Source organism: Kitasatospora sp. NPDC088346, assembly GCF_044740765.1.
Taxonomy (GTDB): Bacteria; Actinomycetota; Actinomycetes; order Streptomycetales; family Streptomycetaceae; genus Kitasatospora.
The window spans coordinates 695,663-722,016 of record NZ_JBIURH010000001.1 but is presented as its reverse complement, the minus strand read 5'-3'; the positions used below and the strand labels follow the sequence as shown (position 1 = coordinate 722,016).

Here is a 26,354-nt window from a genome sequence, read left to right as displayed (position 1 = left end):
GGCGACGATGGTGGGGGTCGGGCGATGGGACGGGCGGCGCAGGGACGCGGACCGGTGGCGGAGGGGAGCTACCGGCTGCGGAACGTCGGGAGCGGGCTGCTGCTGGAGGTCGCCGGCGGCAGCGTTCGGCACGGTGCCAAGGTGCGGCACGGGCGCGACGACGACAGTGCCGCCCAGGTGTGGCGGGTGTCGGCCGTGCACGAGGGCGCGGGCCTGTACCACCTGGAGAACGCCGCCAGCGGCAAGCGGCTCGACGTCACGGGTGCCCGCACCGACGACGGGGTGCCGTTGCAGCAGTGGTCGGCGAACGCCTTCGGCGCCCAGGAGTGGCTGTTCGAACGGCACGTGGACGCGCCCGGGACGTTCACGGTGACGGCGTTCGTCAGCGGCAAGGTGATGGAGGCAGCGGACGACGGCACCGTCCGGCAGTGGGAGGACACCGACACCCCGGCGCAGTGGTGGCGTCTGGAGCAGGCCTGAGGCCGGGCGCCGCCCGGTACGCCGGAGGGGCGCCCGGCCAAGGTGACGGCCGGGCGCCCCTCCGTGCGGCAATCGGGGTCAGTCCGCCTTGCGGCGCTGGCGACCGCTGCCGTAGTTGGAGCCGCTCTTGGTGCCGGAGCCGGGCTGGGCCCGGCCGGAGGTCTTGCCGATGAACCCGGCGGCCTGCCGGCTGCCACCGGCCGCCGCACGGTTGCCGCCGGCCGCCGCGCCGAGGCGCTGCTTGGGGCGCGGGCGGCGCGGGTTGCCGTTGAGGTCGACGTCCTTGGGGAGCGCGGAGCGCTTGGACTGCGGACGGCGGCGGGGCTGGCCCTCGGCGCCGCCCTCGGCCTTGGCCGCGGCCTGGGCGGCCTGCGCCACCTGGGCGGGGGCGAGCAGCGGCAGGACCGCGACGCCGCTGGGGGTGCGGGCGCCGGTGATCCGGTTCAGCTCGCCGTCGCCGGGGCGGACCTTGGTGACGGTCGGCCGGATGCCGGCGGTGGTCATCAGCCGCGAGACCTCGCGCCGCTGCTCGGGCAGGACCAGGGTCACCACGGTGCCGGACTCGCCCGCGCGGGCGGTGCGGCCGCCGCGGTGCAGGTAGTCCTTGTGGTCGATCGGCGGGTCGACGTTGACGACCAGGTCCAGGCCGTCGATGTGGATGCCGCGGGCGGCGACGTTGGTCGCGATGAGCGCGCTGACCTGGCCCTCACGGAACTGGTCCAGGGTGCGGTTGCGCTGCGGCTGGGACTTGCCGCCGTGCAGTGCGGCGGCCTGCACGCCGGCGGCGCGCAGCTGCTTGGCGAGCCGGTCGGCGCCGTGCTTGGTGTGCACGAACATGATCACGCGGCCATCGCGGGCGGCGATCCGGGCGGTCGCCTCGGCCTTGTCGGCCGGGTCGATCTGGATGACGTGGTGGTCCATGGTGGTGACGGCGCCGGCCGACGGGTCCACCGAGTGGGTGACCGGGTCGGTGAGGAAGCGGGTCACCAGGCGGTCGACGTTGCGGTCCAGGGTGGCGGAGAAGAGCATCCGCTGCCCGCCGGGGGCGACCTGCTCCAGCAGCTTGGCGACCTGGGGCAGGAAGCCCATGTCGGCCATCTGGTCGGCCTCGTCCAGCACGGTGATGTCCACGTGGTCGAGCCGGACGTCACCGCGGTTGATCAGGTCGTCCAGCCGGCCGGGGGTGGCGACCAGGACCTCGGTGCCGCGGCGCACCTGGTTGGACTGGCGGGTGATCGACATGCCGCCGACCACGGTGGTGATCCGCAGGTTGAGGCCGATCGCGTACGGGCTGAGCGCCTCGGTGACCTGCTGGGCCAGCTCGCGGGTGGGCACCAGCACCAGGGCCAGCGGGTAGCGCGAGTCGGCGCGGCGGCCGGCGGTGCGGGCCAGCAGCGGCAGGCCGAAGGCCAGGGTCTTGCCGGAACCGGTGCGGCCGCGGCCGAGCACGTCGCGCCCGGCGATGGCGTCCGGCAGGGTGGCGGCCTGGATCGGGAAGGGCTCGGTGACGCCTTCGCGGGTGAGCGCGGTGAGCAGCGCCTTGGGCATGTCCAGCTCGGCGAAGCTCGCCGCCGGCGGACGCGCCGGGGTGCCCTGGACGACCGTGAACTCCTCGGCCGGGCGGGGGGCCGCGGTGCGCGGGCGGGCGGAGGCGCCGGCGTTCCTGCGCGGCGGGCGGCCGCCACCGGTGCGGGTGCGCTGGGTGCGTGCGGGGTCGGTCATGGTGCTCCAAATCCTGCTCGGCCGACCGCTGCGGCGCGCTGCCGCGGACGGTGGGACCTCGGGTGCGACCCCCGGCCGGTGGGCTGGGGGAAGGTCGGCCGTCAACAGGAGTGGGAAGTGCGCCGCCCCGGCCGTTCGGCGGCATGGGCGAGGGCCCGCACCCTGCGGTACGGGCCCTCGCGCAGCACTGGTGAGTCGGCTGGAAGCCGGTCTCAGATGGTGCGGATGTTCTCGGCCTGCGGGCCCTTCTGGCCCTGCGTGACGTCGAACTCGACCTGCTGGCCCTCGATGAGCTCGCGGAAGCCGTTGGACTGGATGTTCGAGTAGTGGGCGAACACGTCAGCGCCGCCACCATCCTGCTCGATGAAGCCGTAGCCCTTTTCGCTGTTGAACCACTTCACGGTGCCGGTAGCCATAACCGTCTCCATTTTTCACTGGGGCGTCAGGGTCCACACCTCGTGAACCCCAAGTAGCCGCGATCCCCATCCGGAGACAAAACACCGGACAAAACAAATGCGCCTGTTGGTTGATACCAGCAGGCGCACACACACGTTCATGGGAACCAATACTGCAACTGCCTCGACTGTAGCACGGCCGATCGGTGTGGTGATCGGAAAGTTCCCCTGGTCACACGACGTTTGGGTGACGAAGCGAGGGGGCAGGCGGATCGACTCCGCACGCCCCCTCGCCTTCAGGTGGTGAACTCAGCGCCGGCCGGCGGGCTCCGGCGCGACGGTGGCCGCCGGAGCGTCCTCCGCGTGGCCCGGGAGCCCGGAGTGGCCGGGCCACCAGGCCGCCCGGCCCAGCAGCGCGGTGAGCGCCGGGGTGAAGAACATCGCCATCACGAAGGCCGAGACGGCGATGCCGAAGGCCACCGAGAAGCCGATCTGGCTGAACAGCGAGTTGCCGGCCAGCAGCATGGTGGCGAAGGTCAGGGCCAGGATGCTGCCCGCCGCCGCGACCGTGGGACCGCCGTGCCGCATGGCCAGGCCGGCCGCCTTGCGCGGACTGTGCCCCTCGGCCGCCTCCTCGCGCAGGCGGGCGATCATCAGGATGTTGTAGTCGGTGCCGATCGCCACCACGAACAGGTAGATGAACATCGGCAGCATGAACATCAGGCCCGGCTCGCCCTGGAAGCGCTGGAACACCAGGCTGGTGGCGCCGACGGTGGCGCCGAAGCCGAGGCCCACCGCCGCCATCAGGTACCAGGGGGCGACGATGCTGCGCAGCAGCAGCGCCAGGATCAGCATGATCAGCAGCGCGGCGACCGGGAAGACCAGCGAGTAGTCGCGGGCCATCGCGGTGTTGATGTCCTTGTACACCGAGGTGATGCCGCCGACGTAGGCCTCGGTGCCCTGCGGCGCGGAGCCGTGCGCGACCTTGCGCAGGCCGTCGATGCTGTCGATGGCCCGGTTGGTCGCCGGGGCGTCCTTGAGCATCACGGTGATGTCGGCCGTGGCGCCGTCCTGGCTGAGGTGGGGCTGCGGCACGACCTGGGCCACGCCGGGGACCTTGCCGAGCTCGGCCACGTACCCGGTCAGCGCGGAGGCGTCGAGCTTGGCGCCCTCCTTGGTGCTGGTCAGGTAGATGTGGCTGGGGTCGGCGGCGCCGGCCGAGAAGGCCGTCATCAGGGTGTCCTGGACGACCATCGACTCCTTGGTCTTCGGCATCGAGCCGGAGGCCAGGTCGAAGGTCCCCTTGTAGCCGAAGGCCGCGAGCGACAGCACCACCAGCAGCGCGCCGGAGACCAGCGTGACCAGCAGCGGCTTGCGCTCCACCGTCCGCCCGAGCGCGGCGAACCGGGCGTTCTCGGGCTCGATCCGCCAGGCCTTGGAAGGCCAGAACAGCACCTTCTCCGGGATCAGCGACAGGATGGCCGGCACCAGGGTGACCGAGGCCAGCGCGGTGACGAAGACCGCGATGGCCAGCGACGGGCCGAGCGCCTTGAACATGCCGAGGCTGGAGAGCACCAGCACGCTGAACGCGACGATGACCGCGCCGGCCGCGGAGGCGATCGCCTCGCCGACCCGGCCGACCGCGTTGACCACGGCCTCCTTGCGGTCGTCGCCGGCCCGAAGCCGCTCGCGGTAGCGGAACATCAGGAAGAGGAAGTAGTCGGTGCCGACGCCGAACAGCACGATGATCAGGATGGCCGAGACCGAGCTGTCCGCCTTGAGGCCGAAGGCCTTGCTGGCGTCGGCGATCAGGCCGTTGGCGACCATCGAGAAGACGAAGATCGACAGGACCGGCAGCAGCGCGATGATCGGGCTGCGGAAGATGATCCCGAGCGTGAGCAGGATGATCACGATCGTGCCGACGCCGATCAGCATGTTGGCGAGCTTGGAGGAGTCCTGCTGGTCCAGGTTCTGTGCGGCCTGGCCGCCCAGCTGCACCTTGAGGTTGGTGCCCTCGGCCAGCTTCTTGGCCTCGTCGCGCAGTTCCTTGGCCGAGTCGGCGGCCTCGGGCTTGTGCGCCGAGTTCTTCTCCATGCCGACCATGGACAGCGCGTAGCGGCCGTCCTTGGAGGTGGACTGCTCGCTCACCGGCAGAATGGTCTCGACCATCTTGACGTGCTTGTCGGTGAGGCCCTGGACGACCTTGCCCATGGCGGCGGTGTCGGCGGCGTCCAGCTTGCCGCCGTCGGTCCGCTCGAAGAGCACCATCGCGGCCGGGGTGAAGTTGGCCGGGAAGGCCTTCTCCTGCACCTGCGCGGCCTGGATCGACTCGTAGTGCTTGGGTAGGAACGCGCTCTCGTCGGTCTGCGCGGTCAGCGTCGGCGCCGTGGCGATGATCGCGACAGCGGCCACCAGCCAGCCGACGATCACCCACCAGGCCCGCCTGACGACGAAGTGTCCTATTCGGTGGAACATGCTCGTTGTGCCTCCTGGGCATGGTTCACCGCAGCCCTGGGGGGACGGGACGCCGGGCGACGGCAGGACCGGGCGGTGAGCGGCGGCGCCTGCTCTTAGCCGGTCGGCAGGTAAGTACGGTCAGCATCCTACGGGAATTTACTTGCCGCCCGGCAAGTGGATTCCCGTGGACCGCCCCCTAGGGGTGGCCCCGTGCCGCCCCCGGACCATCCTGACCTGCGGACCGCCCCGAACACCTCGTACTCCGGGTGGAGATGCCTCCCCCTCAGGGTGGACTCGGGTCCTCCCCGTCCAGGAGGAGATCTCGGGGACCCGGGTAGGGGAAACCCCACCTCCGGGGTGAGGGAAGGCCCAGGGACGACTCCCCCGCCAGCCCGATGTCGCCCCGGCCGGCGTTTTCCTAGCCTTCCTCATGCAGCTTCCACAGCGCGCCGGACCGCAGCCGGCGACCGCTTCCGGCGGCATCCGGCCGCCGCTCTCCCTGGGGGACGAACACCCGTGAAACTTGGACTCGCCGCGACGATGGGTGCCTGGAGCGCCCGGCACAGAAAGACGGCCGTCTTCGGCTGGCTGCTGTTCGTGGTCCTCGCCGCCTACCTCGGCGGGGTGCACGGCAGCACCAAGGTCGAGCAGTCGGAGTCGATGCCCGGCCAGGTGGCCCGGGCCGCCCGGATCCTCGACGAGGCCGGGATCGAGAGGCCGGCGGGCGAGAGCGTCCTGGTCCAGAGCCGGACCATGACCGCCGACGACCCGGCCTTCCGCCGGGTGGTGGACGAGGTCGGCGCCGCCGTCACCGGCACCGGCCGGACGGCGGACCTGCACAGCCCGTACGACAGCGGCGCGATCTCGGCCGACCGGCACTCCGCCCTGCTGCAGTTCACCCTGACCGCCAAGGACGACAAGGCGGTGGAGGACGTCCCCGCCGTGCTGGCCGCCGTCGGCACCGTCCAGGCGGCCCACCGCGACCTCACCGTCGAGGAGTTCGGCGAGGCCAGCGCCGGCAAGTGGTTCCAGGACCAGTTCAAGAACGACTTCAGCCGCGCCGAGTGGACGGCCGTGCCGCTCGCGCTGGGCATCCTGCTGATCGCCTTCGGCGCGCTGGTCGCCGCCGTCCTGCCGGTGCTGCTCGCCCTCACCGCGTTCATCGCGGCCGGCGGTCTGGTGGCGCTGAGCAGCGGGCTGCTGCACACCAGCGACGACGCCAGCTCGGTGATGCTGCTGGTCGGCCTCGCGGTCGGCGTCGACTACTGCCTCTTCTACCTGCGCCGCGAGCGCGAGGAACGGGCCGCCGGACGGGACGCCGCGACCGCCCTGCGGATCGCCGCCGCCACCTCGGGCCGCGCCGTCCTGGTCTCCGGCATCACCGTCGTGGTCGCGATGGCCGGCATGTTCCTCACCGGTATCGCCGACTTCCAGGCCATGTCGCTGGCCACCATCATCGTGGTGGTCACCGCCGTGCTCGGCTCGCTGACCGTGCTGCCCGCGCTGCTCTCCATGCTCGGCGACCGGGTCGACAAGGGCCGGGTGCCGTTCCTGCACCGGCTGCGCCGCGGCGACGCCGCCGGCGGCCGGGTCTGGAACGCCGTGCTCACCCCGGTGCTGCGCCGCCCGCTGGCCGCCACCGTGCTGTCCGGCGGCCTGCTGCTGGGCCTCGCCGCGCCGATGCTCACCATGCACACCGCCAACCTGACCTTCCAGCAGCAACTGCCCGCCGGCAACGCGCTGGTGGCCACCTCGGCCCGGATCGAGGCGGCCTTCCCCGGCAGCCCCTCGCCCGCCACCGTCGTGGTCAGGGCCCGGGACATCGACTCCCCCGAGATGACGAAGGCGATCGCCGACTTCCAGGCCAGGGCGCTCACCACCAAGGGCATGCACGGCCCGATCCAGGTCACCGTGCACCCCGAACAGAACGTCGCCACCATCGACGTCCCCCTGCTCGGCAGCGGCAACGACGCCACCAGCAACGACGCGCTGGAAGCGCTGCGCGGCACGGTGGTCGCCGACACCCTGCTCAAGGTGCCCGGCACCGAGGCCCCGGTGACCGGCCAGACCGCGGGCTCCTACGACTTCAACCGGCAGATGTCGGACTCGATGCTCCCGGTCTTCGGCTTCGTCGTGGCGTTCGCCTTCCTGCTGATGCTCACCTCCTTCCGGTCCCTGGGGATCGCCGTCACCGCCGTGGTGCTCAACCTGCTGTCGGTCGGCGCGGCGTACGGGGTGCTCGCGCTGGTCTTCCAGCACGGCGTCGGGGCGTCCCTGCTCGGCACCGCCGGGGTGGGCGCGGTGGAGTCCTGGGTGCCGCTGTTCCTCTTCGTCATCCTGTTCGGGCTGAGCATGGACTACCACGTCTTCGTGGTCTCCCGGATCAAGGAGGCGCACGACCGCGGTCTGTCCACCCGGGCCGCGATCTCGTACGGCATCCGCAGCACGGCCGGCGTGGTGACCAGTGCGGCCGTGATCATGGTCGGCGTGTTCGCGGTGTTCGGCACCCTGTCCATGCAGTCGATGAAGCAGATGGGCGTCGGCCTCGCGGTGGCGGTGCTGATCGACGCCACCGTGATCCGGGCGGTCCTGCTGCCCGCCGCGATGACCCTGCTGGGCGAGCGCAACTGGTACCTGCCGCGCTGGCTGTCCTGGCTGCCGAGGCTCGAACACGGCGAGCCCGCCGCACCGGCCGCCGCGGCCCCGGCCCGGCCGGCCGCCGAGCCCCAGCACGCCGGGCGCTGACCAGCCCGGCCGTACGGACCCCCACCGACCGCACAGGGGACGGCCGGTGGGGGTCCGTGCCGTCCGGGCGCACACCCCCGGGCCCCGTCCGCGCCGACCGCGCGTCGCACGGGGCCCGGCGCCGTTCGTGTCCGACGCTTACGGCAGGATGGACCGGCACCCGCCAGAACGGAGCCGCCACGATGACCACCGCAGCCCCCTTCGACGAACCCCGCGCCCGCGCCCTGCTGGCCGCCGCCTGCGCGACGGCCGGCCTGCCCCGGCCCGACGCCGCCGCCCTGCTGGCGCTCGGCGAGAACGCGGTCTTCGACCTGGGCACCCCGGCCGTGGTCGCCAAGGTCGGCCGCGGCCCCGCCACCGCAGAGCGGGCCGGACGCGAGCTGACCACCGCTCAGTGGCTGGCCGGCCAGGGCGTACCGGTGGTCCGCCCGTACCTGCCGGAACCGGTCGAGCAGGACGGACACCCCGTCACCTTCTGGCACCGGCTGCCGCCCGCCGTCCGCGCCGCCCGGCCCGCCGACCTCGCCCCGCTGCTGCGCGCCCTGCACCGGCTGGCGCCGCCGCCCTTCCCGCTGCGGCCGCGCGACCTGCTGGCCCCCGTCGACCGCTGGCTGGACGCCGCCGACGGTCGGATCGACCCGGCCGACGCCCGCTTCCTGCGCGAGCGCAAGGAACGGTTCGCCGCGGCCGCGGCCGGGCTGACGCCGCACCTGCCGCCGGGCACCGTCCACGGCGACGCGCTGCCCCGCAACGTCCACGTCGGCCCGGACGGGCCCGTCCTGCTCGACCTGGAGAACGTCGCCCAGGACCTCCGGGAGCACGACCTGGTGGTGCTCGCCCTCAGCCACGACCGGTACGGCGTCCCCACCGAGGACTACCTCGCCTTCACCGAGGCGTACGGCTGGGACGTCCGCGACTGGTCCGGCTTCGCGGTGCTGCGCGGCGCCCGGGAGACCGCGAGCGCGGCCTGGGTGGCCCAGCAGGCCGCGACCGCCCCGGCGGCACTCGCCGAGTTCCGCCGCCGGGTGGACTCCTTGCGGGCCGACGACCCGCAGGTGCGCTGGTACCCCTTCTAGGGATCCGCGGGAGCCCCGGATCCGGCCACCGCCACGGCCGGTTCCGGTCATCGGCACCACTCCTACCCGGTGGCCGGAACCGGTCCGCCCGGCCCCGCGTCCATGGCAGCACACGACCCGCCCCGAGCCGGTCGGCACGACACCAGGAGTCGTCCATGCTGCCTCCCCGCCACCTGTCACCGCACCACCGCGCCGTGTGCGGGGCCCTGGCCGCGCTGCTCCTCCCCGTCCTGCTCGCGGGCTGCGGAAGTGCCGGGGGGCACTCGGTCCGGGCGGCCGGGGACGCGGCCACCCCCAGCGCCTCCGCGTCGGCATCCGCCGCCTCCCCGAGCGCGAGCGTCTCGCCGTCCGCCACCGCGACGCCCGGCGCCGGGTCGAGCGCCGCCCGGGGCGCGGCCGGTGCCACGAGCGGCCCGGCCTCCCCCTCCGGCCGTCCGGCCACGCCGAACGCCCCGGCCGCCACCAAGCCCGCCGCCCCGCGGCCGGACACCCCGGCCGCCCCGCGGCCCACCGGCGGCCGGCCGGTGACGAGCACCCCGCCCGCGCCGGCGCCACCGGCCGTCGCACTGGTGCGCTCCACCGCCACCGGCGGCCGGAGCGTGGCGCTGACCTTCGACGACGGGCCCGGTCCGGCGACCGGTCCGATCCTCGACCTGCTCGCCCAGTACCACGTCCGGGCCACCTTCTGCATGGTCGGCACCAACGCGGCCGCCAACCCGGCCCTGGTGCGGCGGATCGTCGCCGAGGGGCACCGGCTGTGCGACCACACCGTGCACCACCCGCAGCCGCTGCACGCGCTCTCCCACGACCGGCAGGTGCAGGAGATCACCGCGGCCAAGGACATGATCCTGGACGCCGCCGGGGCGGGTACCCCGGTGACCTGGTTCCGCGCCCCGGGCGGGGACTTCACCGCCGAGAACGAGCAGATCGCCGCCCGGGCCGGGATGCGGTCGCTCAGCTGGTCGGTCGACCCGCGCGACTGGTCCCGCCCCGGTACGGCGGCGATCGTGTCGGCCGTCCAGCGCGGCCTGCGGCCGGGCGGTGTGGTGCTGATGCACGACGGCGGCGGCGATCGCAGCCAGACCGTCGCGGCGCTCCGGCTGCTGCTGCCGTGGCTGACTGCACAGGGGTACTGCTTCGACCTCCCGGCCTCCTGACCCCCGCGCCCGCCGCCGGGCCGGGGATCAGCGCAGCGGCCAGCGCCCGTCCACCACGGCGTCGGGCTCCTTGCCCTGGCGCAGCCAGCTCTGCAGGCCCTCGGCCCAGGCGCGGTACCAGTCCACCTGACGGTCGTGCAACTGCTCGGGGGTCAGCTCGCCGGCCTGCGCCGGGTACCGCTCGCCGAGCGCCACCGCGACCCGGACGGCGGCCAACGCGTCGCTGCCGGCCTCGTGCGCGTCGGCCAGCTCCACCCCGTACACCTCGCAGACCCGCTGCAGGGTGCGCGAGCCCTTGCGGTACTTGTCGACCGTGCGGTCGATCACCAGCGCGTCCAGCACCGGCCCGACCCGGCCGCCGAGCCGCTCGGCCAGGGTGGGCAGCCGGTACCGGCGCAACTCGGCGTCGAGCAGCGACAGGTCGAACGGCGCGTTGAACAGCACCACCGGACGGCCGGCCAGCAACCGCGAGCAGAGCGCCCGGGCTATCTCCTCCACGCCCTCGGCGGCGGGGCGGCCGTGGGCGCGGGCGTACGCGTCGGCTATGCCGTGGACGGCGGTCGCCTCGGCGGGCACCGGGACGCCCGGGTCCAGCAGCCAGCCGGCGGCGGCCTCGGTACGGCCGCCCAGCGTGTCCACCAGGGCCGCGCTGACGATCCGGGACTCCGCCGGATCGGTGCCCGTGGTCTCCAGGTCGAAGCCGACCAGTGGCCCCTTCCACCAGCTCATGTGGCACGTCCTCTCCGTCTGTGCTGCCGTGACGTGCTCCATCATGGCGGGCGCCTGTGACAGCCCGGCCGCCGGGACCTGCGCTGCGGGCGGGCGGCCGGCCGGTGCGGGCCTGCCGCGCGGGGCCGGTCTGCGCTGATCAGGTGAGCCTGCGGGCGCGCTGGACGGCCCGGGTGGTTCGCCTTCGTACGGTGGCCGCTCAGGGCCGTTCCGGCGCACGAGTCCCCGTGCGGGCAGGCGGGCGGCCGACGAACGGAGAGCACCGCTGATGACACGTAAGGTCCTGCGCACACTGCTGCCCGCAGCCGCACTCCTCTGGACGGCCGCGGTCGGCCCGGCCGCAGCGGCCGTCCCGCTGCCGATCGAGGCGCCGCCCTGCGGCCCGGCGGAGCTGGCGCGGCTGGGCGGTCTGCAGGCCGACCTGGACGCCAAGGCCGCCGCGGGCGAGGCCGGTCGGGCCCAGTACTGGTACGTCGACCCGCGGGCCTGCCGGCTCAGTGTCGCGGTGCTGCGCGGCGCCGGGGACGCGCACACCGAGGGGTTCGTCGGCGCCGCGCTGGCCGCGTCCGCGCTGCCCGCGCCGACCGCGCTGACCGAGCTGGACGAGCCGGTCGGCCGCCGGATCGCCCGGGTGCCCGCCCCCGCGCAGCGCGGCGCCCGGGCCGCCGGGACACTGCACGGCGGCAGCGCGATCTACAGCGGGACCTCCGGGCTGGTCTACGAGTGCACCAACGGCCTGAACAACTACCGCCCGGGCACCACGACCACCGCCGGCCACTGCGCCGACGCCGCGACCACCTGGTACGACGCCAAGGGCAACCGGATCGGCGCGGTCACCGACTGGCGGTACCCGGGTGCGGACTGGGCGGTGATCACCCCGGTCGCCGGCTGGAGCCTGCCGAACGACGTGCTGGGCTCCTCGCTGCCGATCAGCCGCTTCGCCCGGGCGTCGCTGGGCGAGGCGGTCTGCGGCCGGGGGGCCACCAGCGGCACCCGGTGCGGCTCGGTCACGGCGCTCAACGTCACGGTCAACTACCCGGACGGGCTGGTGAAGGGGCTGGTCAGGAGCAGCCAGAGCGGCGGCGAGGGCGACTCGGGCGGCCCGGTCTACGACGGCGGCGCCGGGCTCGGCCTGATCAGTGGCGGCGCGTCGAGCGGCAGCCCCACCTTCTTCCAGCCGCTGACCTTCTGACCGCGGGCTGACCCCGCGCAGACCGCGGCTCACCCCGCACTGACCCCGGGCTCACCCCGAGCCGACCCCGCGCACCGGCGGTGCGGCCGTCCCGGTCCGGGCGGCCGCACCGCCGGAGGCGCGTCAGCCGGCGGCCAGCAGGCTCCGGCCCAGCCAGTCGTCCTCGTCCCGCACGCCGGGGAGGACGAAGAAGTAGCCGCCGCCGACCGGCACCGTGAAGTCGGCCATCGGTTCGCCGGCCAGCCGGAGCTGCACGGCCTCGAACTGCCGGACCACGTCCTGCTGGTAGCAGCAGAACACCAGGCCGAGGTCGAGCCGGCCGCCGGCGTCGACGCCCCGGTCGAAGTTGTAGCCGCGGCGCAGGATCCGGCTGTCGGCGCTCTGCGGGGTCCGCGGGTCGGCCAGCCGGACGTGCGCCCGCTCGGGCGCCTCGTCGAGGCGTGCGCCGCTGTCCTTGCGGCGGCCGACGATCCGTTCCTGGTCGGTGGCCGGCAGCCGGTCCCAGGCCTCGCCGAGCATCTGGATCACCCGGATCACCTGGTAGCTTCCGCCGGCCGCCCAGGCGGGCTCGCCGCCCGTCCCGGAGACCCACACCAGCCGGTCCATCTCCCGTTCGGAGCCGGTGTCGGGGTTGACGATGCCGTCCTGGAAGCCCATCAGGTTGCGCTGGACTCCGGCCGGCCGCGGCCGGTTCTGGAAGCCGTCCACCCGCCAGCGCGGCTGCAGGCCACCGTCGCCGTGCGCGATCAGGTCGCGCAGGGCGTGCAGCACGGTGTCCCGGCTGTCGGCGCAGATCTGGAGCGAGAGGTCGCCGTGCGCGTCGCCGGGCGGCATCCGGTCCTCGGGGAAGGCGCGCATGGCGGTCAGCCGGGCGGGCCTCGCGGCGGCCAGGCCGTAGCGGTCGTCGAAGAGCGAGGCGCCGACGCCGACCGTGACGGTGAGGTTGTCGGCCGGGACGACGGGACCGAGCATCCCGTTGTCGCCGTCCGGGTCGGGCGGGGCGCCGCCGGTGGTGAGGAAGGCGATCCGCCGGGTGAGGGTGCGCAGCAGCCGTTCCAGGGCGGCCCGGTCCGGCGCTCGGACGTTGCAGGCGACGAAGGCGGCGTGGGCCTGCGGCGGGGTGGTCACACCGGCCTGGTGCGGACCACGGAACGGGATCCGGAGCCCGCCCGGCTCGTCGGCCCGGGCCGGGGCGGCGGTGAGGGGCAGGGCCAGGGTGCCGGTGGCGAGCGCGGCGGTCCTGAGCAGGCTGCGGCGGGCCGGGCCGACGTCGGCGGTGGGCTGGCTGGTCATCGGACGGGCTCCCGGGTGCTGGGCTTCAGGGCGGGGCGGCCCGTACGGACAGGGGGCCGCTCACCTGTTTGGTATCCGCGCCGCCCGGCACCGGCAACCGGGGCTCGGCCGCCTGGCCGAGGTGTGCGGGCGCGTCAGGAGGGGTGCCCGGCCGTCTCCGGGTGCCCGCCCGCCGCCCTTCAGGAGACCGCCCGGGAGTCGGCCCAGACCCCCTCGAACTCCTCGCGGTAGACCTCCAGCAGTCCCGGCTCGGTGCCGCCCGGCTCCTGTCCGGCCCCGCCGCGCAGCACCAGCGCGGGCGACTCGATGCCCCGGGCCCGGCGCAGGTACGGCTGGACCACCCCGAGGTCGGTCGAGCGGCGGCGCCCGCCCGGCCCGGCCGTCCGCGGTCCCTCCACCAGGTACGCGGTGAACCGGGGCATCTCGTCGAAGACCCGGATCTCGAAGCCGCCCTGGTCGCGCAGCCGGGCCCGGACCCGGCGCACGTGCATGATGTTCATCTCGATCGACCGGGACAGCTCACCGCGTCCGATGCCGAGCTCGCGCTCGCGCCGGCGCACCGCGCTGGAGGCCGGGTTGAGGAAGAGCAGCCGGACCCGGCAGCCGTCGGTGGCGAGCCGGACCAGCCGCTTGCCGGTGTAGTTCTGGCAGAGCATCCCGAGCCCGATGCCGACCGCGTCCAGCCGCCGGGCGCCGTCCAGCAGGTCCTCGACCGGCAGCTCGCGCTGCAGCCGGACCCGGTCGGCGTGGACGGCGACCACGTCCGCGAAGCGCCCGCCGACCAGTTCCTCGACCACGTCGGAGGGCACCCCGCCGTGGCCGCCGTCGAGCAGGGCGAGCAGCCGGGCGGCGGCCCGCTCGGTCTGGTCCAGCACGGTCTGCGACAGGCTCCGGTTGCGGGAGACCACGTGCCGGGCGACCTCCAGCTCGTCCAGGGCCAGCTCCACCTCGCGGCGCTCCACCAGGTACGGCTCGAAGCAGGGCCAGTGCTGCACCATCAGTTCGCGCAGCTGGGGCAGGGTGAGGAAGACCAGCGGGTCGTCGTCGGCCGGGTCGAGCAGGTAGCCCTTGCGGCGGCTGACCTCGCGGACGGCCGCGGCCCGGTGCACCCACTCCTCGCCGGCCGGGCCGGCGGCGGCCGTCACCCAGTCCTCGCCGTGCGCGGGGGCGTAGAGCGGCCGGAGCACCTCGTCGACCAGGGAGCGCATCTTCTGCTCGACCAGGTTGAGCCAGACGTAGGCCCGCCCGGCCAGCCGGACCCGGCGGTAGGCGGTCTCCCACTCGGCGGCCGTCCAGGCCATCAGCGGGCCCTCGACCGGGCCGGCCTGGCCCGGGACGGTGCCGCGTCCGGCGCCGGAGGGCCGCATCACCAGGGTCGGCGCCTCGCTGCGCCGGGGGCCCAGTTCGGGCCCGCCCTGGCCGTCGGCGGGGAACCCCATGCGCCACCTCACCTCTCGGCCATCCGCTCACCGGGAGTGACGGGCCGTCCACTGACACGGACTCAACCGTGGCGGCCCCGACGGAACCTGGGCCGGCACGCGGTCCGGTGGGCATGCCCGGACGATCAAGAGTACTGCCCCGTCCGTCCGGGGCGCAGCCCGTTGACGGCGCGGTCGGACCGACGATCGGACAGTCGGTCCGCTGGAAACAGCCGAGATTCCGTCAGTTTCGGCCAACGGACACCCGTTCGGGCGAACAAGTGGTGAATGGGTTCGGTCTTCGGGCGGCCGTTGGGGAGTATGCGACATGTGCCGTGCGTCACGGTACGGACGGGTGGTACCCGCCGCGGCGCTCCACCGGGGAACACTGCGGTGGGCGCCAGGTCCCGTCCGCTACACGGAAGTTGAGGACATATGCAGGTCTGGCCAGGGCAGCCGTACCCGCTCGGCGCCACCTACGACGGAGCCGGCACCAACTTCGCGGTGTTCTCCGAGAGCGCCGACCGGATCGAGCTGTGCCTGATCGCGGAGGACGGCTCGGAGACCGCCATCGAGCTGCGCGAGACGGACGCCTTCGTCCGGCACGCGTACCTGCCCGGTGTCCAACCGGGCCAGCGCTACGGCTTCCGCGTGCACGGCCCGCACAACCCGGGCCTCGGCCAGCGGCACAACAGCGCCAAACTACTGCTCGACCCGTACGCCAAGGCGATGAGCGGCCACATCGACTGGGACGAGTCGGTGTACGGGTACCACTTCGGCGCCCCCGAGCGGCGCAACGACCTGGACTCCGCGCCGCACACCATGCACTCGGTGGTGATCAACCCGTACTTCGACTGGGGCACCGACCGGCCGCCGCGCACCGACTACCACCGCACCGTGCTGTACGAGGCCCACGTGAAGGGCCTGACCAAGCTGCACCCGGGCATCCCCGAGGAGATCCGCGGCAGCTACGCGGCACTGGCGCACCCGGCCGTCATCGAGCACCTGGCGAAGCTGGGCGTCACCGCGATCGAGCTGATGCCGGTGCACCAGTTCGTCCGCGACCACCGGCTGCGCGACCTGGGCCTGTCCAACTACTGGGGCTACAACACCGTCGGCTTCTTCGCCCCGCACTCCTCGTACTCCTCCACCGGGGACCGCGGGCAGCAGGTGCAGGAGTTCAAGTCGATGGTGAAGGCGCTGCACGCGGCCGGGATCGAGGTGATCCTCGACGTGGTCTACAACCACACCGCGGAGGGCAACCACCTGGGCCCCACACTCTCCTTCCGCGGCCTGGACAACGTCTCGTACTACCGGCTCGCCAAGGACCAGCGGTTCTACGAGGACACCACCGGCACCGGCAACAGCCTGCTGATGCGCAGCCCGCACGTCCTTCAGATGATCATGGATTCGCTGCGCTACTGGGTCACCGAGATGCACGTCGACGGCTTCCGCTTCGACCTCGCGGCCACCCTCGCCCGGCAGTTCCACGAGGTGGACCGGCTGTCCTCGTTCTTCGACCTGGTCCAGCAGGACCCGGTGGTCTCCCAGGCCAAGCTGATCGCCGAGCCCTGGGACCTGGGCGAGGGCGGCTACCAGGTCGGCAACTTCCCCCCGCTGTGGACCGAGTGGAACGGCATGTACCGGGACACCGTCCGCGACCTGTGGCGCGGCGAGACGGCGACACTGGCCGAGTTCGGCTCCCGGCTCACCGGCTCCTCCGACCTCTACCAGGACGACGGCCGCCGCCCGATCGCCTCCATCAACTTCGTCACCTGCCACGACGGCTTCACCCTGCGCGACCTGGTCTCCTACAACGAGAAGCACAACGAGGCCAACCACGAGGACAGCCGCGACGGCGAGTCCTTCAACCGCTCCTGGAACTGCGGCACCGAGGGTGAGACCGAGGACCGCGCCGTCCTGGACCTCAGAGCCCGCCAGCAGCGCAACTTCATCGCCACCCTGATGCTCTCCCAGGGCGTGCCGATGCTCTCCCACGGCGACGAGCTTGGCCGCACCCAGCTCGGCAACAACAACGCCTACTGCCAGGACAACGAACTCACCTGGGTGCACTGGCCCGAGGCCGGCGGCCCGCAGGCCGAACTGCTGGAGTTCACCCAGGGCATGATCTGGCTGCGCCGCGACCACCCGGTCTTCCGCCGGCGGCGGTTCTTCCACGGCCGCCCGGTCTCCGGCACCCACGACGACCTGACCGACATCGCCTGGTTCACCCCCTCGGGCGAGGAGATGACCAAGCAGGACTGGTCCACCAGCTACGCCAAGTCCCTCACCGTGTTCCTCAACGGCAACGCCATCTCCGAGCCCGACCGGCGCGGCGGGAAGATCGTCGACGACTCCTTCCTGCTGCTCTTCAACGCCAGCTCCGCCCAGCTGGAGTTCACCGTCCCCGCCGACCACGGCGACGCCTGGGTGGTCGTCGTCGACACCACCCTGCCGGTGCTGCCCGCCCCCGGCACCGGCACCCGGGTGAAGGCCGGCGACACCCTCTGGCTCGCCGACCGCTCGCTGCTGGTGCTGCAACGGCCGGCCTGAGCGGCCCCGCGCCGGGCGCTGCGCCATTCGTACCAGGACGGAGGTAGGCCGCCCCCGGCGCGGGTAGGCATGACCTCATGACCTCAGCCGCCGCCCGACCGCCGACGGCCAGCTACCGGCTCCAGCTGCAACCCGGCTTCACCCTGCACGACGCCGGGCGCGCGGTGCCCTACCTGGCCGCGCTCGGCGTCTCGCACCTGCACCTGTCGCCGCTGCTGGAGGCCGTACCGGGATCCACCCACGGGTACGACACCGTCGACCACACCCGGATCAGCGAGCAGCTCGGCGGCGAGGACGCCCTGCGCGACCTGGCCGCCGAAGCCCGCCGGCACGGCCTCGGCCTGATCGCCGACGTGGTGCCCAACCACATGGCGCTGCCCGTGCCCGAGCAGCTCAACCAGCCGCTGTGGCAGGTGCTCCGGGACGGCCCCGACTCGCCGTACGCGCCCTGGTTCGACATCGACTGGGCGGCTCAGACCGGCCCCGAGGACGCCCCCGGGCGCGGGCGGCTGCTGCTGCCGCTGCTCGGCGACCGGCTCGGCGCCGTCCTCGACCAGCTGATCGTCGACGGCGACGTGCTGCGCTACCACGACCACGCCTTCCCGCTGCGCCCCGGCACCGAACGGCTGCCGCTGGACCGGCTGCTGGCCCGCCAGTGGTACCGGCTGGCCTGGTGGCGGCTGTCCTCCGAGGAGCTGAACTACCGCCGCTTCTTCACCGTCAACGAGCTGATCGCCGTCCGGATCGAGGTGCCGGAGGTCTTCGAGGCCACCCACCGCACCCTGCTGCGGCTGCACGCCGAGGGCGTCCTGGAGGGGTTCCGGATCGACCACCCGGACGGGCTGGCCGACCCGCGCGGCTACCTGCGGCAGCTCGCGGCGGCCACCGGCGGCGCGTACACCGTGGTGGAGAAGATCCTCACCGGCGAGGAGCGGCTGCCCGCCGACTGGCCGTGCGCGGGCACCACCGGCTACGACGCGCTGCGCCGGATCGACGGCGTGCTCACCGACCACGCCGGGGCCGAGCGGCTGACCACCTCGTACCAGCGGGATGTCGCCGACCGGACCACGGCCGCCGAGGCCGGGCTGCGGGCCCGCGCCGAGCTGACCGGGCCGGACGGCGAGCTGGCCGCCGAGGTGGAGCGGCTGGTCCGGCTGGCCGGCCGGATCTGCGCCGCCGAGCCCGCCCTCGCGGACCACGGCGCCGGCGAGCTCCGGCAGGCCCTGCGGGCGCTGCTCACCGCCTACCCGGTCTACCGCCCGTACGTGGTGCCGGGCGAGGTGGCCCCGGCGCAGGCGGTGGCGGAGTTCGCCGCGGTGTTCGAGGCGCTGCACGAGTCCGGCACCGAGCCGGGACCGACCGCGGAGCTGGTCCGCGACCTCGCGCTCGGCCGGCTCGGGCGCAGCGCCGCCAAGGACGAGTTCTGCGCCCGTTTCGGGCAGACCGCCTCGGCGGTCGCCGCCAAGGGGGTCGAGGACACCGCCTTCTACCGCTGGACGGGCCTGCTGGGGCTGAACGAGGTCGGCGGCGACCCGGGCCGGCCGGGCGTCCGCCCGGCGGAGTTCCACCGCTGGTGCGCGGATCTGGAACGGCAGTGGCCGCACGCGATGACGGCGCTGTCCACCCACGACACCAAGCGCAGCGCGGACGCCCGGGCCCGGCTGGCGGTGCTGACCGAGCTGCCGGAGATGTGGGCCGCCGAGTGCGCCGCCTGGACGGCCGCCGCCGGCCCCTGCCCGGACCGCCCGAGCGCCTGGCTGCTCTGGCAGACCCTGGTCGCCGCCTGGCCGCTGCCGGCCGAACGGCTGGTGGGCGTGGTGCTGAAGTCCGCCCGCGAGGCGAAGGTGCACACCTCCTGGGCGGCCCCCGACGAGCAGTACGAGAGGCGGCTGACCGAGTACGCCCGGGGGGTGCTGGGCCACCCGGGCCTGTGCCCGCGGGTGGAGGGCATGGTCGGGCTGCTGGCGCCGTTCGCGCGCAGCAACTCGCTCTCGGCGGCGCTGCTGCACCTGACCGTGCCCGGGGTGCCGGACCTCTACCAGGGCAGCGAGGAGCCGCTGACCACCCTGGTCGACCCGGACAACCGGGCGCCGGTCGACCTGTCCGCGCTGGCCGTCCGGCTGACCGACTCCCCCGCCGGGCGCCCCGGCGACCTCGCCCGGGAGAAGCTGCACCTGACCACCACCGCCCTGCACCTGCGCCGCACCCACCCGTTCGGGCCCTACCGCCCGCTGGAGGCCACCGGCCCGGCGGCCGGGCACCTGGTCGCCTTCGCCCGCGGGGACGGGGTGGTCACGCTGGCCACCCGGTTGCCGTACGGGCTGCAGCGGCGCGGCGGCTGGGCGGACACCACGGTCGCCCTGCCGCCCGGCCGGTGGACCGACGAGCTGACCGAACGGCATCTCGACGGCGGCGGGGCGAGGGTGTCCGAGCTGCTGGAGCGGGCGCCGGTGGCGCTGCTGACGGCCGGGCGGCGGCCGTGACCGAGTACCGGGTGTGGGCGCCCGCCGCCGAGCGGGTCGAGGTCGAGGTGGCCCGCGGGGTCCACCCGATGCGGCCGGACCCCGGCCGGCCCGGCTGGTGGCGGGGCGAGGCCCCCACCGGGGACTACGGCTTCCGCCTCGACGGCGGCCGGGCGCTGCCGGACCCGCGCTCGCCCCGGCAGCCGGACGGGCCGGACGGGCCGAGCCGGCCGGTGGACCACACCGCCTTCGCCTGGTCCGACACCCCCTGGTCTGGCCGGCCCCTGCCGGGGGCGGTGCTGTACGAGCTGCACGTGGGGACCTTCACCCCCGCCGGGACCTTCGACGCCGCCGCCGAACGGCTCGACCACCTGGTCGCCCTGGGGGTGGACTTCGTCGAGCTGATGCCGGTCTGCCCGTTCCCCGGCCGGTACGGCTGGGGCTACGACGGGGTGTCGCTCTGGGCGGTGCACGAGCCGTACGGCGGCCCCGACGGGCTGAAGCGGTTCGTGGACGCCGCGCACCGCAAGGGGCTGGGCGTGGTGCTGGACGTGGTGCACAACCACCTCGGCCCGTCCGGCAACCACCTGCCCGCCTTCGGCCCGTACTTCACCGAGCGGCACCACACCCCCTGGGGGGCCGCCGTCAACCTGGACGCACCCGGCTCGGACGAGGTCAGGGCGTACCTGATCGGCAGCGCGCTGGCCTGGCTGCGGGACTACCGGATCGACGGGCTGCGGCTGGACGCCGTGCACGCCCTCGCGGACGACCGGGCCCTGCCGTTCCTGGAGGAACTCGCCTGCGAGGTCGACCGGTTGGGCGCGGCGACCGGCCGGCCGCTGTTCCTTGTCGGCGAGTCCGACCTGAACGACCCGCGCACCACCGGCCCCCGGCAGGCCGGCGGCCTCGGGCTGGCGGCGCAGTGGAGCGACGACTTCCACCACGGGCTGCACACCCTGCTGACCGGCGAGTCCCAGGGCTACTACGGGGACTTCGCCGAGGACCCGTACGCGGCGGTGGCCAGGGCGCTGACCCGGGGCTGGTTCCACGACGGCGGCCACTCCTCGTTCCGCGGCCGGCGGCACGGGCGGCCGTTCCCGCCGGCGTACGGCCACCGGCTGCTCGGCTACCTGCAGACCCACGACCAGGTCGGCAACCGGGCCACCGGGGACCGCCTCTCGGCCTCCCTCTCCCCCGGCCGGCTGGCCGCCGGGGCGGCCCTGGTGCTGACCTCGCCGTTCACCCCGATGCTCTTCATGGGCGAGGAGTGGGGCGCGAGCACCCCCTGGCAGTACTTCACCGACCACACCGACCCGCAGCTGGCCGAGGCCGTCCGGCAGGGCCGGCGCCGGGAGTTCGCCGAGCACGGGTGGGCCGCCGAGGACGTCCCCGACCCGCAGGCCCGTTCCACGGTGCTCGGCTCCACCCTGGACTGGACCGAACCCGCGCAGGCACGGCACGCCGCGCTGCTCGACTGGTACCGGCGGCTGATCCGGCTGCGGCGCTCCGCCCCCGAGCTGATGGACCCGGACCTGGCGGCCGTGCGGGTCGGGTACGACCGCGAGCAGGGCTGGCTGCTGGTGCACCGCGGCCCGTACCGGGTGGCGGTCCGGATCGGCGGCGCCGGGCCGGTGGCGGTCGGCCTCGACGCACCGTACGCGGGCACCCTGGCGGCCTTCGGCGACGCCCGTCCCGGCGGGGACGGCTCGCTGGTCCTCGGCCCGGACTCGGTGGCGGTCGTCCGGGTCGGCCGCGCCCCGGCGCTCAGCCCGTGAAGCCGGTGAAGCCCGTGATCCTGGCCCGCAGACCGGCCGCGTCGAGGCCGTAGGCGGCCAGGTGCTCGGGGATGGAGCCGTAGTGGCGGTGCTCCTCGCGCGGGACGCCGAGGCCGAGCACCCGGTGCGGCAGGTCGGCCAGGGCCGCGTGCGCCTCGCGGTCGGAGGTCCCCGCCAGGTAGGGCTCGACCAGGACCACGTCGGATCCCTCGCCGAGGGCGGCCCGCAGGCCGGCCGCGTCGAAGGGGCGCACGGTGGCGGCGTAGAGCACCGTGACGTCCAGGCCCTCGGTCGCGGCGAGCACCGCGTCCAGCATCGGGCCGACCGCCAGCACCACCGCCCCGCCGCCGCGCCGGACGGTCAGGAAGCGGCCCGGGCGCACCGCGCGGGCCGCTCCGTTGCTGTGCACCGAGAGCCGGACGTACTGCAGGCTGTCGCCGTCGGCGGCGGCGTGCCGCAGCAGCGCCTCGGCCTCGTCGGGGTGGCCGGGCACGTGCACCGACCAGCCGGGCAGGGTGTCCAGCAGCGCGACGTCGCCCGGCGCCATGTGGGTGCGGCCGCCCGCCGGCCAGTCGTACGAACCGGAGGCGCTCACCAGGACGGCGCCCACGCCCTGGTGGCCGAGGTCCAGTTTGACCTGCTCGAAGGGGCGCTCGACCAGGAAGCTGGCGAAGGTGTGGGCGATCGGCCGCATCCCCGTCAGGGCCATCCCGCCGGCCGCGCCGATCAACAGCTGCTCGCGGATGCCGACGTTGACCACCCGGTCCGGGTGGCGCTCGGCCGCGGCCGCGAAGCCGGCCGCGCTGATGTCGGCCAGCAGCACGGCCAGCCGGGGGTCGGTGTCCAGCAGGTCGCCGGTGACGTCGATGAAGCGGTCGCGCATGGTTTCCATCGGGGGTTCCTCTACGGGGAAGGGGAGTTCAGGCGTTCTTGGGCTCGACACGGGCGACCACGGCGTGCGGGCGGCCGGGGTGCGGCGCGGTGAAGGCCCGGTACAGCGCCTCGTGGTCACGGCCGTCGACGGTCTCGGTCGACCAGCCCTCCGCCGCGAACCGGGCCGCGATGCCGCCGCGCCAACCGTGCGTGGCCGAGGAGTTGTCGATCGCCACCACGTGCAGCCGTTCCAGCCCGGCGGCCCCGGCGAAGGCCACCGCCTCGTGGTTGCTGCCCTCGTCGAACTCGGCGTCGCCGATCAGCACCCACACCGCCGGGTCGGCCAGCGCCCGGGCCCGCAGACCGAGCGCGGTGCCGACGGCCAGCGGCAGGCCGTGCCCGAGCGATCCGGAGCCGACCTCGGCGCCCGGCACCAGCAGCCGGTCCGGGTGGTGGCCGAGCGGGGAGTCGTAACCGCCGAAGCTCGCCAGCAGCTCGGGGGCCAGGAACCCCTTGGCGGCGAGCACCGCGTAGTACGCCATCGGGCCGTGGCCCTTGGAGAGCAGGAAGCGGTCCCGGTCGGCGGCCCCCACGGTCTGCGGCGAGACCCGCAGGACCCGGTCGTAGAGCACCCACAGGACGTCCAGGGTGGAGGTGGCGGCCGGGCCGTGCTTCTCCGCGCCGGTCATCAGGGAGAGCAGGTCGGGCAGGTCCGAGAAGCCGTACGGGGACTCGGGCCGCCGCTCGGTTCGTGTCGCGGTGGTCATGGAAGGATCGTGCAACCTGAAGTCGACTTCAAGTCAAGCCGCGCCGGCGCTATCCTCGGCGCCATGGGACTCAGCCGGCAAGACCTCCTGACCATCGGCCAGCTCGCCGAACGCAGCGGCCTGGCCACCTCGGCGCTGCGCTACTACGAACGGATGGGCCTCATCCACTCCGAACGGACCACCGGCAACCAGCGCCGCTTCGCCCGCTCCACGCTGCGCCGGATCGCCTTCGTCCGGGCCGCCCAGCAGGTCGGACTCTCCCTCGACGAGGTGCGCACCGCACTCGACCGGCTGCCCGTCGACCGGGCCCCCAGCCACGAGGAGTGGAACGGCGTCGCCCGCACCTGGCAGCTGAGGATCGAGCGGCAGATCGAGGAACTGGAGCTGATGAAGCGGAAGTTGACCGGCTGTATCGGCTGCGGCTGCCTCTCGCTCACCCGCTGCGGGCTCTACAACGCGGACGACCGCGCCGGCCGGGCCGGCTCCGGCGCCCGCTACCTGCGCACCGGCGACCCCACCGCCGGCCCCGAGCCGCTGCCCGCCACGACCTGAGGGCACCCGCGGAGCCAGGGCGTGTTCGCCGAGTCCGCCGGGCCCGGTTCTCCGTTCCCTTCGGCAACTCCACCCGTCCCGTCTATGCTGCCAGCGACACCACGCGCAACGGGGGAGCACTCCATGACCGACCATCAGGACGTCTCGCTGGACTGGATGTCGGGCGAGGGGGCGGAGGCCCACGTACCGGTCGACCTGCGCCCGGACGTGCCGCACCCGGCCCGGATGTACGACTACTACCTCGGCGGCAAGGACAACTTCCCGGCCGACCGGGCCGCCGCCGAGCAGGTCGTCTCGCTCGGCCCGCTGGTGCGGATCAGCGCCCGCGCGAACCGGGCCTTCCTCCAGCGCGCCGTCCGGCACCTCGCCGAGGAGGGCATCACCCAGTTCCTGGACATCGGCACCGGCATACCCGCCGCCGGAAACACCCACGAGATCGCCCAGCGGATCGTCCCGGACGCCCGGGTCGCGTACGTGGACAACGACCCGATCGTGCTGGTGCACGGCCGCGCCCTGCTCGCCGGCTCGGGCGCCGGCCACGTCACCGTCGTCCAGGGCGACCTGCGCGACCCCAAGGCCGTACTGGCCGACCCGGCCGTCCGCGCCGTGATCGACTTCGACCGGCCGGTGGGCCTGCTGCTCTTCGCCGTCCTGCACTTCATCGACGACGCCGACGACCCGTACGGCATCGTGCGCACCCTGCTGGACGCACTGCCCGCCGGCAGCCGGATCGCCCTCTCCCACGCCACCGGCGACTTCACCACGCCCGAGCAGGCCGCCAAGGGACCGGCCGTCTACCGGGCCGCGACCGCGCAGCTCAGCATGCGCAGCCGCGAGCAGGTGGCCCGGTTCTTCGACGGGCTGGAGCTGGCCGAACCCGGCCTGGTCACCGCGCCGCTGTGGCGGCCCGACCAGGAGCCGCAGGACACCGACCGCGAGGTCGCGATCTGGGCCGCAGTGGCCCGCAAGCCCTGACAGCCCGCCGCCCGGCACCGGCTGGCAGGATCGGGGCATGGCGCACATCTCCCTCACCACCCTGCTGGTCCGCGACTACGACGAGGCCATCGCCTTCTACGTCGACGCCCTCGGCTTCGAACTGCGCGAGGACACCCCCCGCGGCGACGGCAACCGCTGGGTGGTGGTCGCCCCGCGCGGCGCCACCGAGTCCGGCCTGCTGCTCGCCCGGCCCACCAGGGCCGAGCAGCAGGCCCGGATCGGCGACCAGACCGGCGGCCGGGTCGGCCACTTCCTCGTCACCGAGGACTTCGCCGCCGACCACCGCCGGATGACGGCCGCCGGCGTGGTCTTCCTGGAGGAGCCCCGGCACGAGCCGTACGGCACCGTCGCGGTCTTCCAGGACCTCTACGGCAACCGCTGGGACCTGCTCCAGCCGGCCGGCTGACCCCGCCGGGCCGATCCGCCCGTCCTCCTCAGGACCGGTTCGGCCCGACCACGTCCAGCAGGTCGCCGACCTCGGTGTGCTCGAAGTACCACCGGGCGTCGGCCTCGGACAGCCCGACCGCGGCCGGCGTCCCGGCCTGCCGCCGGAAGGGGTCGAGCCCCTCCGGCCGGGTGCAGATCCACACCGCGGCACCGTCCGGCGCGGTCAGCCCGACGCACCAGGCCAGCGCCGCCGTGTCCGCGGCCGGCCCGGCCTCCGCCAGGACGGCGCCGCTGCGCCGGTCCATGGCCGCGGTCGCCCGCTTGGCCGTCACCGTGTACCGCCGGCCCTCGGCCACCGCGCCCGGCCCGTCCAGCGGCCAGCCCGGGGCCGCCATCAGCGGCCTCGCCGGCTCGGAACCGGTGCGGACGATCAGCAGGTTGGCGTTCGGGACCACCACCGTGGTCTCGGTCCGGTGGGCTCCCGGCGAGGCCGCCGGAGCCACCGGCCCGGCGGCCGCCCCCCGGCCCTGCTGCCACAGCAGCCCGCCGCCGCCCAGCAGCGCCGCCGCGCACACCGCCGCGGTCACCCCCAGCGCGGCCCGCCGCCGTCGCCTGCGCCGCACCCCGCGTTCGCGGACCGTGCCGTACGGCAGCGGGATCGCCGCCGGAGCGTCCGCCACCAGCTCCCGCAGGGCCAGCGTGAGACTCTCCCCGCCCGTGAACTCGTCCGCCTCAGGCACAGTTCGCCATCCTCTCGTCGCCGCGGGAAGACCCCCGCCCCCGCCGCCCGGCCGCCCCGGCCGGGCCCTCCTCGTCACCGAGGTACTCGGCCAGCGCGGCCCGGCCGCGCGACAGCCGCGCCTTGACCGTGCCGATCGCCGCCCCGGTCTCCTCCGCCACCTGCGCCAGACTCAGGTCGCACAGGTGGAACAGCACCACGGCCTGCCGCTGTGCCCCCGGCAGCCGCCGCAGCGCCGCCACCAGGGCGGTGTGCTCGGGGCCCGGGCCCGGCACGTCGCGGCGGCTGAACTGCTGCCGCTCCAGCACCCGCCCGCGCAGCGCACGGCGCCACCGGCTGACCGCCAGCCGCCGGGCGACCGTGCGGATCCAGGCGTGCGGCGTGCCCTCCTCCGTGCTCAGCCCCGCGCGGTTCGCCCACCCCCGTACGAAGGCCTCCTGCACCGCGTCCTGCGCCTCGTTGAAGTCCCCGGTCATGGCGTAGACCTGCCGCACCAGAAGGGAGAACGAGGACAGGTAGAACGCGTTGTACTCCTCGTCGGTCATCCTGTCGCTGCTCCATCGTGTCGATCGGATGCCCGCGCATC

Annotated in this window: 21 protein-coding genes; 11 read left to right on the top strand and 10 right to left on the bottom strand. The window is 74.4% G+C overall.

Features of this window, described 5'->3' with window-relative positions:
* Nucleotides 1-24: 24 nt before the first annotated feature.
* Complete coding sequence (locus tag ACIOFR_RS03235) at nucleotides 25-480, top strand: RICIN domain-containing protein (protein WP_400991965.1); 456 nt, start codon at nucleotides 25-27, stop codon at nucleotides 478-480.
* Nucleotides 481-558: 78 nt separating this feature from the next.
* On the opposite strand, the gene ACIOFR_RS03230 is transcribed toward ACIOFR_RS03235, so the two are convergent.
* The 3 genes from ACIOFR_RS03230 to ACIOFR_RS03220 all read right to left on the bottom strand — a co-directional run bounded on the left by ACIOFR_RS03230 (nucleotide 559) and on the right by ACIOFR_RS03220 (nucleotide 5,072).
* A complete protein-coding gene (locus ACIOFR_RS03230) occupies nucleotides 559-2,202 on the bottom strand; it encodes a DEAD/DEAH box helicase (protein WP_400991964.1) in 1,644 nt (547 codons plus the stop codon).
* 212 nt (nucleotides 2,203-2,414) lie between these two features.
* Entirely contained in the window at nucleotides 2,415-2,618 is a 204-nt protein-coding gene (locus ACIOFR_RS03225; RefSeq protein ID WP_033817632.1) for a cold-shock protein, read from the bottom strand.
* A gap of 288 nt (nucleotides 2,619-2,906) precedes the next feature.
* A complete protein-coding gene (locus ACIOFR_RS03220) occupies nucleotides 2,907-5,072 on the bottom strand; it encodes an MMPL family transporter (RefSeq protein ID WP_400991962.1) in 2,166 nt (721 codons plus the stop codon).
* A gap of 522 nt (nucleotides 5,073-5,594) precedes the next feature.
* On the opposite strand from ACIOFR_RS03220, the gene ACIOFR_RS03215 reads away from it, so the two are divergent.
* From ACIOFR_RS03215 to ACIOFR_RS03205, 3 genes are all read left to right on the top strand, one after another.
* Nucleotides 5,595-7,799, top strand: coding sequence for an MMPL family transporter (locus tag ACIOFR_RS03215; RefSeq protein ID WP_400992139.1), 2,205 nt, complete (start codon nucleotides 5,595-5,597; stop codon nucleotides 7,797-7,799).
* A 182-nt stretch (nucleotides 7,800-7,981) separates the two neighbouring features.
* Nucleotides 7,982-8,875, top strand: a complete 894-nt coding sequence (locus tag ACIOFR_RS03210) for a phosphotransferase enzyme family protein (RefSeq protein WP_400991961.1) — start codon at nucleotides 7,982-7,984, stop codon at nucleotides 8,873-8,875.
* Between the two features lie 155 nt (nucleotides 8,876-9,030).
* The gene (locus ACIOFR_RS03205; protein ID WP_400991960.1) at nucleotides 9,031-10,032 is read left to right on the top strand and encodes a polysaccharide deacetylase family protein; all 1,002 of its coding nucleotides are present in this window, start codon (nucleotides 9,031-9,033) and stop codon (nucleotides 10,030-10,032) included.
* Nucleotides 10,033-10,059: 27 nt separating this feature from the next.
* Here ACIOFR_RS03205 and ACIOFR_RS03200 read toward each other — a convergent pair whose 3' ends face one another.
* Nucleotides 10,060-10,761: an exonuclease domain-containing protein gene (locus ACIOFR_RS03200; RefSeq protein WP_400991958.1), complete on the bottom strand. Its 702-nt coding sequence runs from the start codon at nucleotides 10,759-10,761 to the stop codon at nucleotides 10,060-10,062.
* A gap of 268 nt (nucleotides 10,762-11,029) precedes the next feature.
* Here ACIOFR_RS03200 and ACIOFR_RS03195 point away from each other — a divergent pair, with 268 nt between their 5' ends.
* Entirely contained in the window at nucleotides 11,030-11,953 is a 924-nt protein-coding gene (locus ACIOFR_RS03195; RefSeq protein WP_400991957.1) for a S1 family peptidase, read from the top strand.
* A 123-nt stretch (nucleotides 11,954-12,076) separates the two neighbouring features.
* On the opposite strand, the gene ACIOFR_RS03190 is transcribed toward ACIOFR_RS03195, so the two are convergent.
* Together ACIOFR_RS03190 and ACIOFR_RS03185 are read right to left on the bottom strand one after the other, a co-directional pair.
* The gene (locus ACIOFR_RS03190; protein ID WP_400991956.1) at nucleotides 12,077-13,246 is read right to left on the bottom strand and encodes a Dyp-type peroxidase; all 1,170 of its coding nucleotides are present in this window, start codon (nucleotides 13,244-13,246) and stop codon (nucleotides 12,077-12,079) included.
* Nucleotides 13,247-13,425: 179 nt separating this feature from the next.
* Nucleotides 13,426-14,685: an SAV2148 family HEPN domain-containing protein gene (locus tag ACIOFR_RS03185; RefSeq protein ID WP_400991954.1), complete on the bottom strand. Its 1,260-nt coding sequence runs from the start codon at nucleotides 14,683-14,685 to the stop codon at nucleotides 13,426-13,428.
* Between the two features lie 414 nt (nucleotides 14,686-15,099).
* Between ACIOFR_RS03185 and glgX the strand changes: the two genes are divergently transcribed.
* The 3 genes from glgX (at nucleotide 15,100) to treZ (ending at nucleotide 21,454) form a co-directional block, all read left to right on the top strand.
* Nucleotides 15,100-17,217 carry a glycogen debranching protein GlgX gene (glgX, locus tag ACIOFR_RS03180; protein WP_400991952.1) on the top strand — a complete coding sequence of 706 codons (2,118 nt, stop codon included), beginning with the start codon at nucleotides 15,100-15,102 and terminating at the stop codon, nucleotides 17,215-17,217.
* A gap of 77 nt (nucleotides 17,218-17,294) precedes the next feature.
* Nucleotides 17,295-19,700 carry a malto-oligosyltrehalose synthase gene (treY, locus tag ACIOFR_RS03175; protein ID WP_400991950.1) on the top strand — a complete coding sequence of 802 codons (2,406 nt, stop codon included), beginning with the start codon at nucleotides 17,295-17,297 and terminating at the stop codon, nucleotides 19,698-19,700.
* On the top strand, nucleotides 19,697-21,454 hold the full coding sequence (gene treZ, locus ACIOFR_RS03170; RefSeq protein WP_400991949.1) for a malto-oligosyltrehalose trehalohydrolase: 1,758 nt from the start codon (nucleotides 19,697-19,699) through the stop codon (nucleotides 21,452-21,454). The genes treY and treZ overlap by 4 nt, the downstream gene beginning before the upstream one ends.
* Here treZ and ACIOFR_RS03165 read toward each other — a convergent pair.
* The gene (locus ACIOFR_RS03165; RefSeq protein ID WP_400991948.1) at nucleotides 21,444-22,346 is read right to left on the bottom strand and encodes a transketolase family protein; all 903 of its coding nucleotides are present in this window, start codon (nucleotides 22,344-22,346) and stop codon (nucleotides 21,444-21,446) included. The genes treZ and ACIOFR_RS03165 overlap by 11 nt on opposite strands.
* Nucleotides 22,347-22,374: 28 nt before the next feature.
* Nucleotides 22,375-23,094 carry a transketolase gene (locus ACIOFR_RS03160; protein WP_400991947.1) on the bottom strand — a complete coding sequence of 240 codons (720 nt, stop codon included), beginning with the start codon at nucleotides 23,092-23,094 and terminating at the stop codon, nucleotides 22,375-22,377.
* A gap of 63 nt (nucleotides 23,095-23,157) precedes the next feature.
* Here ACIOFR_RS03160 and soxR point away from each other — a divergent pair, with 63 nt between their 5' ends.
* The 3 genes from soxR to ACIOFR_RS03145 all read left to right on the top strand — a co-directional run bounded on the left by soxR (nucleotide 23,158) and on the right by ACIOFR_RS03145 (nucleotide 25,048).
* The gene (gene soxR / locus ACIOFR_RS03155) at nucleotides 23,158-23,646 is read left to right on the top strand and encodes a redox-sensitive transcriptional activator SoxR (protein ID WP_400991946.1); all 489 of its coding nucleotides are present in this window, start codon (nucleotides 23,158-23,160) and stop codon (nucleotides 23,644-23,646) included.
* A 123-nt stretch (nucleotides 23,647-23,769) separates the two neighbouring features.
* Nucleotides 23,770-24,621, top strand: a complete 852-nt coding sequence (locus ACIOFR_RS03150) for an SAM-dependent methyltransferase (protein ID WP_400991944.1) — start codon at nucleotides 23,770-23,772, stop codon at nucleotides 24,619-24,621.
* A gap of 37 nt (nucleotides 24,622-24,658) precedes the next feature.
* Nucleotides 24,659-25,048 carry a VOC family protein gene (locus tag ACIOFR_RS03145; protein WP_400991943.1) on the top strand — a complete coding sequence of 130 codons (390 nt, stop codon included), beginning with the start codon at nucleotides 24,659-24,661 and terminating at the stop codon, nucleotides 25,046-25,048.
* A 28-nt stretch (nucleotides 25,049-25,076) separates the two neighbouring features.
* Here the strand turns inward: ACIOFR_RS03145 and ACIOFR_RS03140 are convergent, their stop codons facing one another.
* Entirely contained in the window at nucleotides 25,077-25,769 is a 693-nt protein-coding gene (locus ACIOFR_RS03140; RefSeq protein WP_400991941.1) for a hypothetical protein, read from the bottom strand.
* Nucleotides 25,762-26,313, bottom strand: coding sequence for a SigE family RNA polymerase sigma factor (locus tag ACIOFR_RS03135; RefSeq protein ID WP_400991939.1), 552 nt, complete (start codon nucleotides 26,311-26,313; stop codon nucleotides 25,762-25,764). Before ACIOFR_RS03135 ends, ACIOFR_RS03140 begins: the two co-directional genes overlap by 8 nt.
* Between the last annotated feature and the right edge of the window lie 41 nt (nucleotides 26,314-26,354).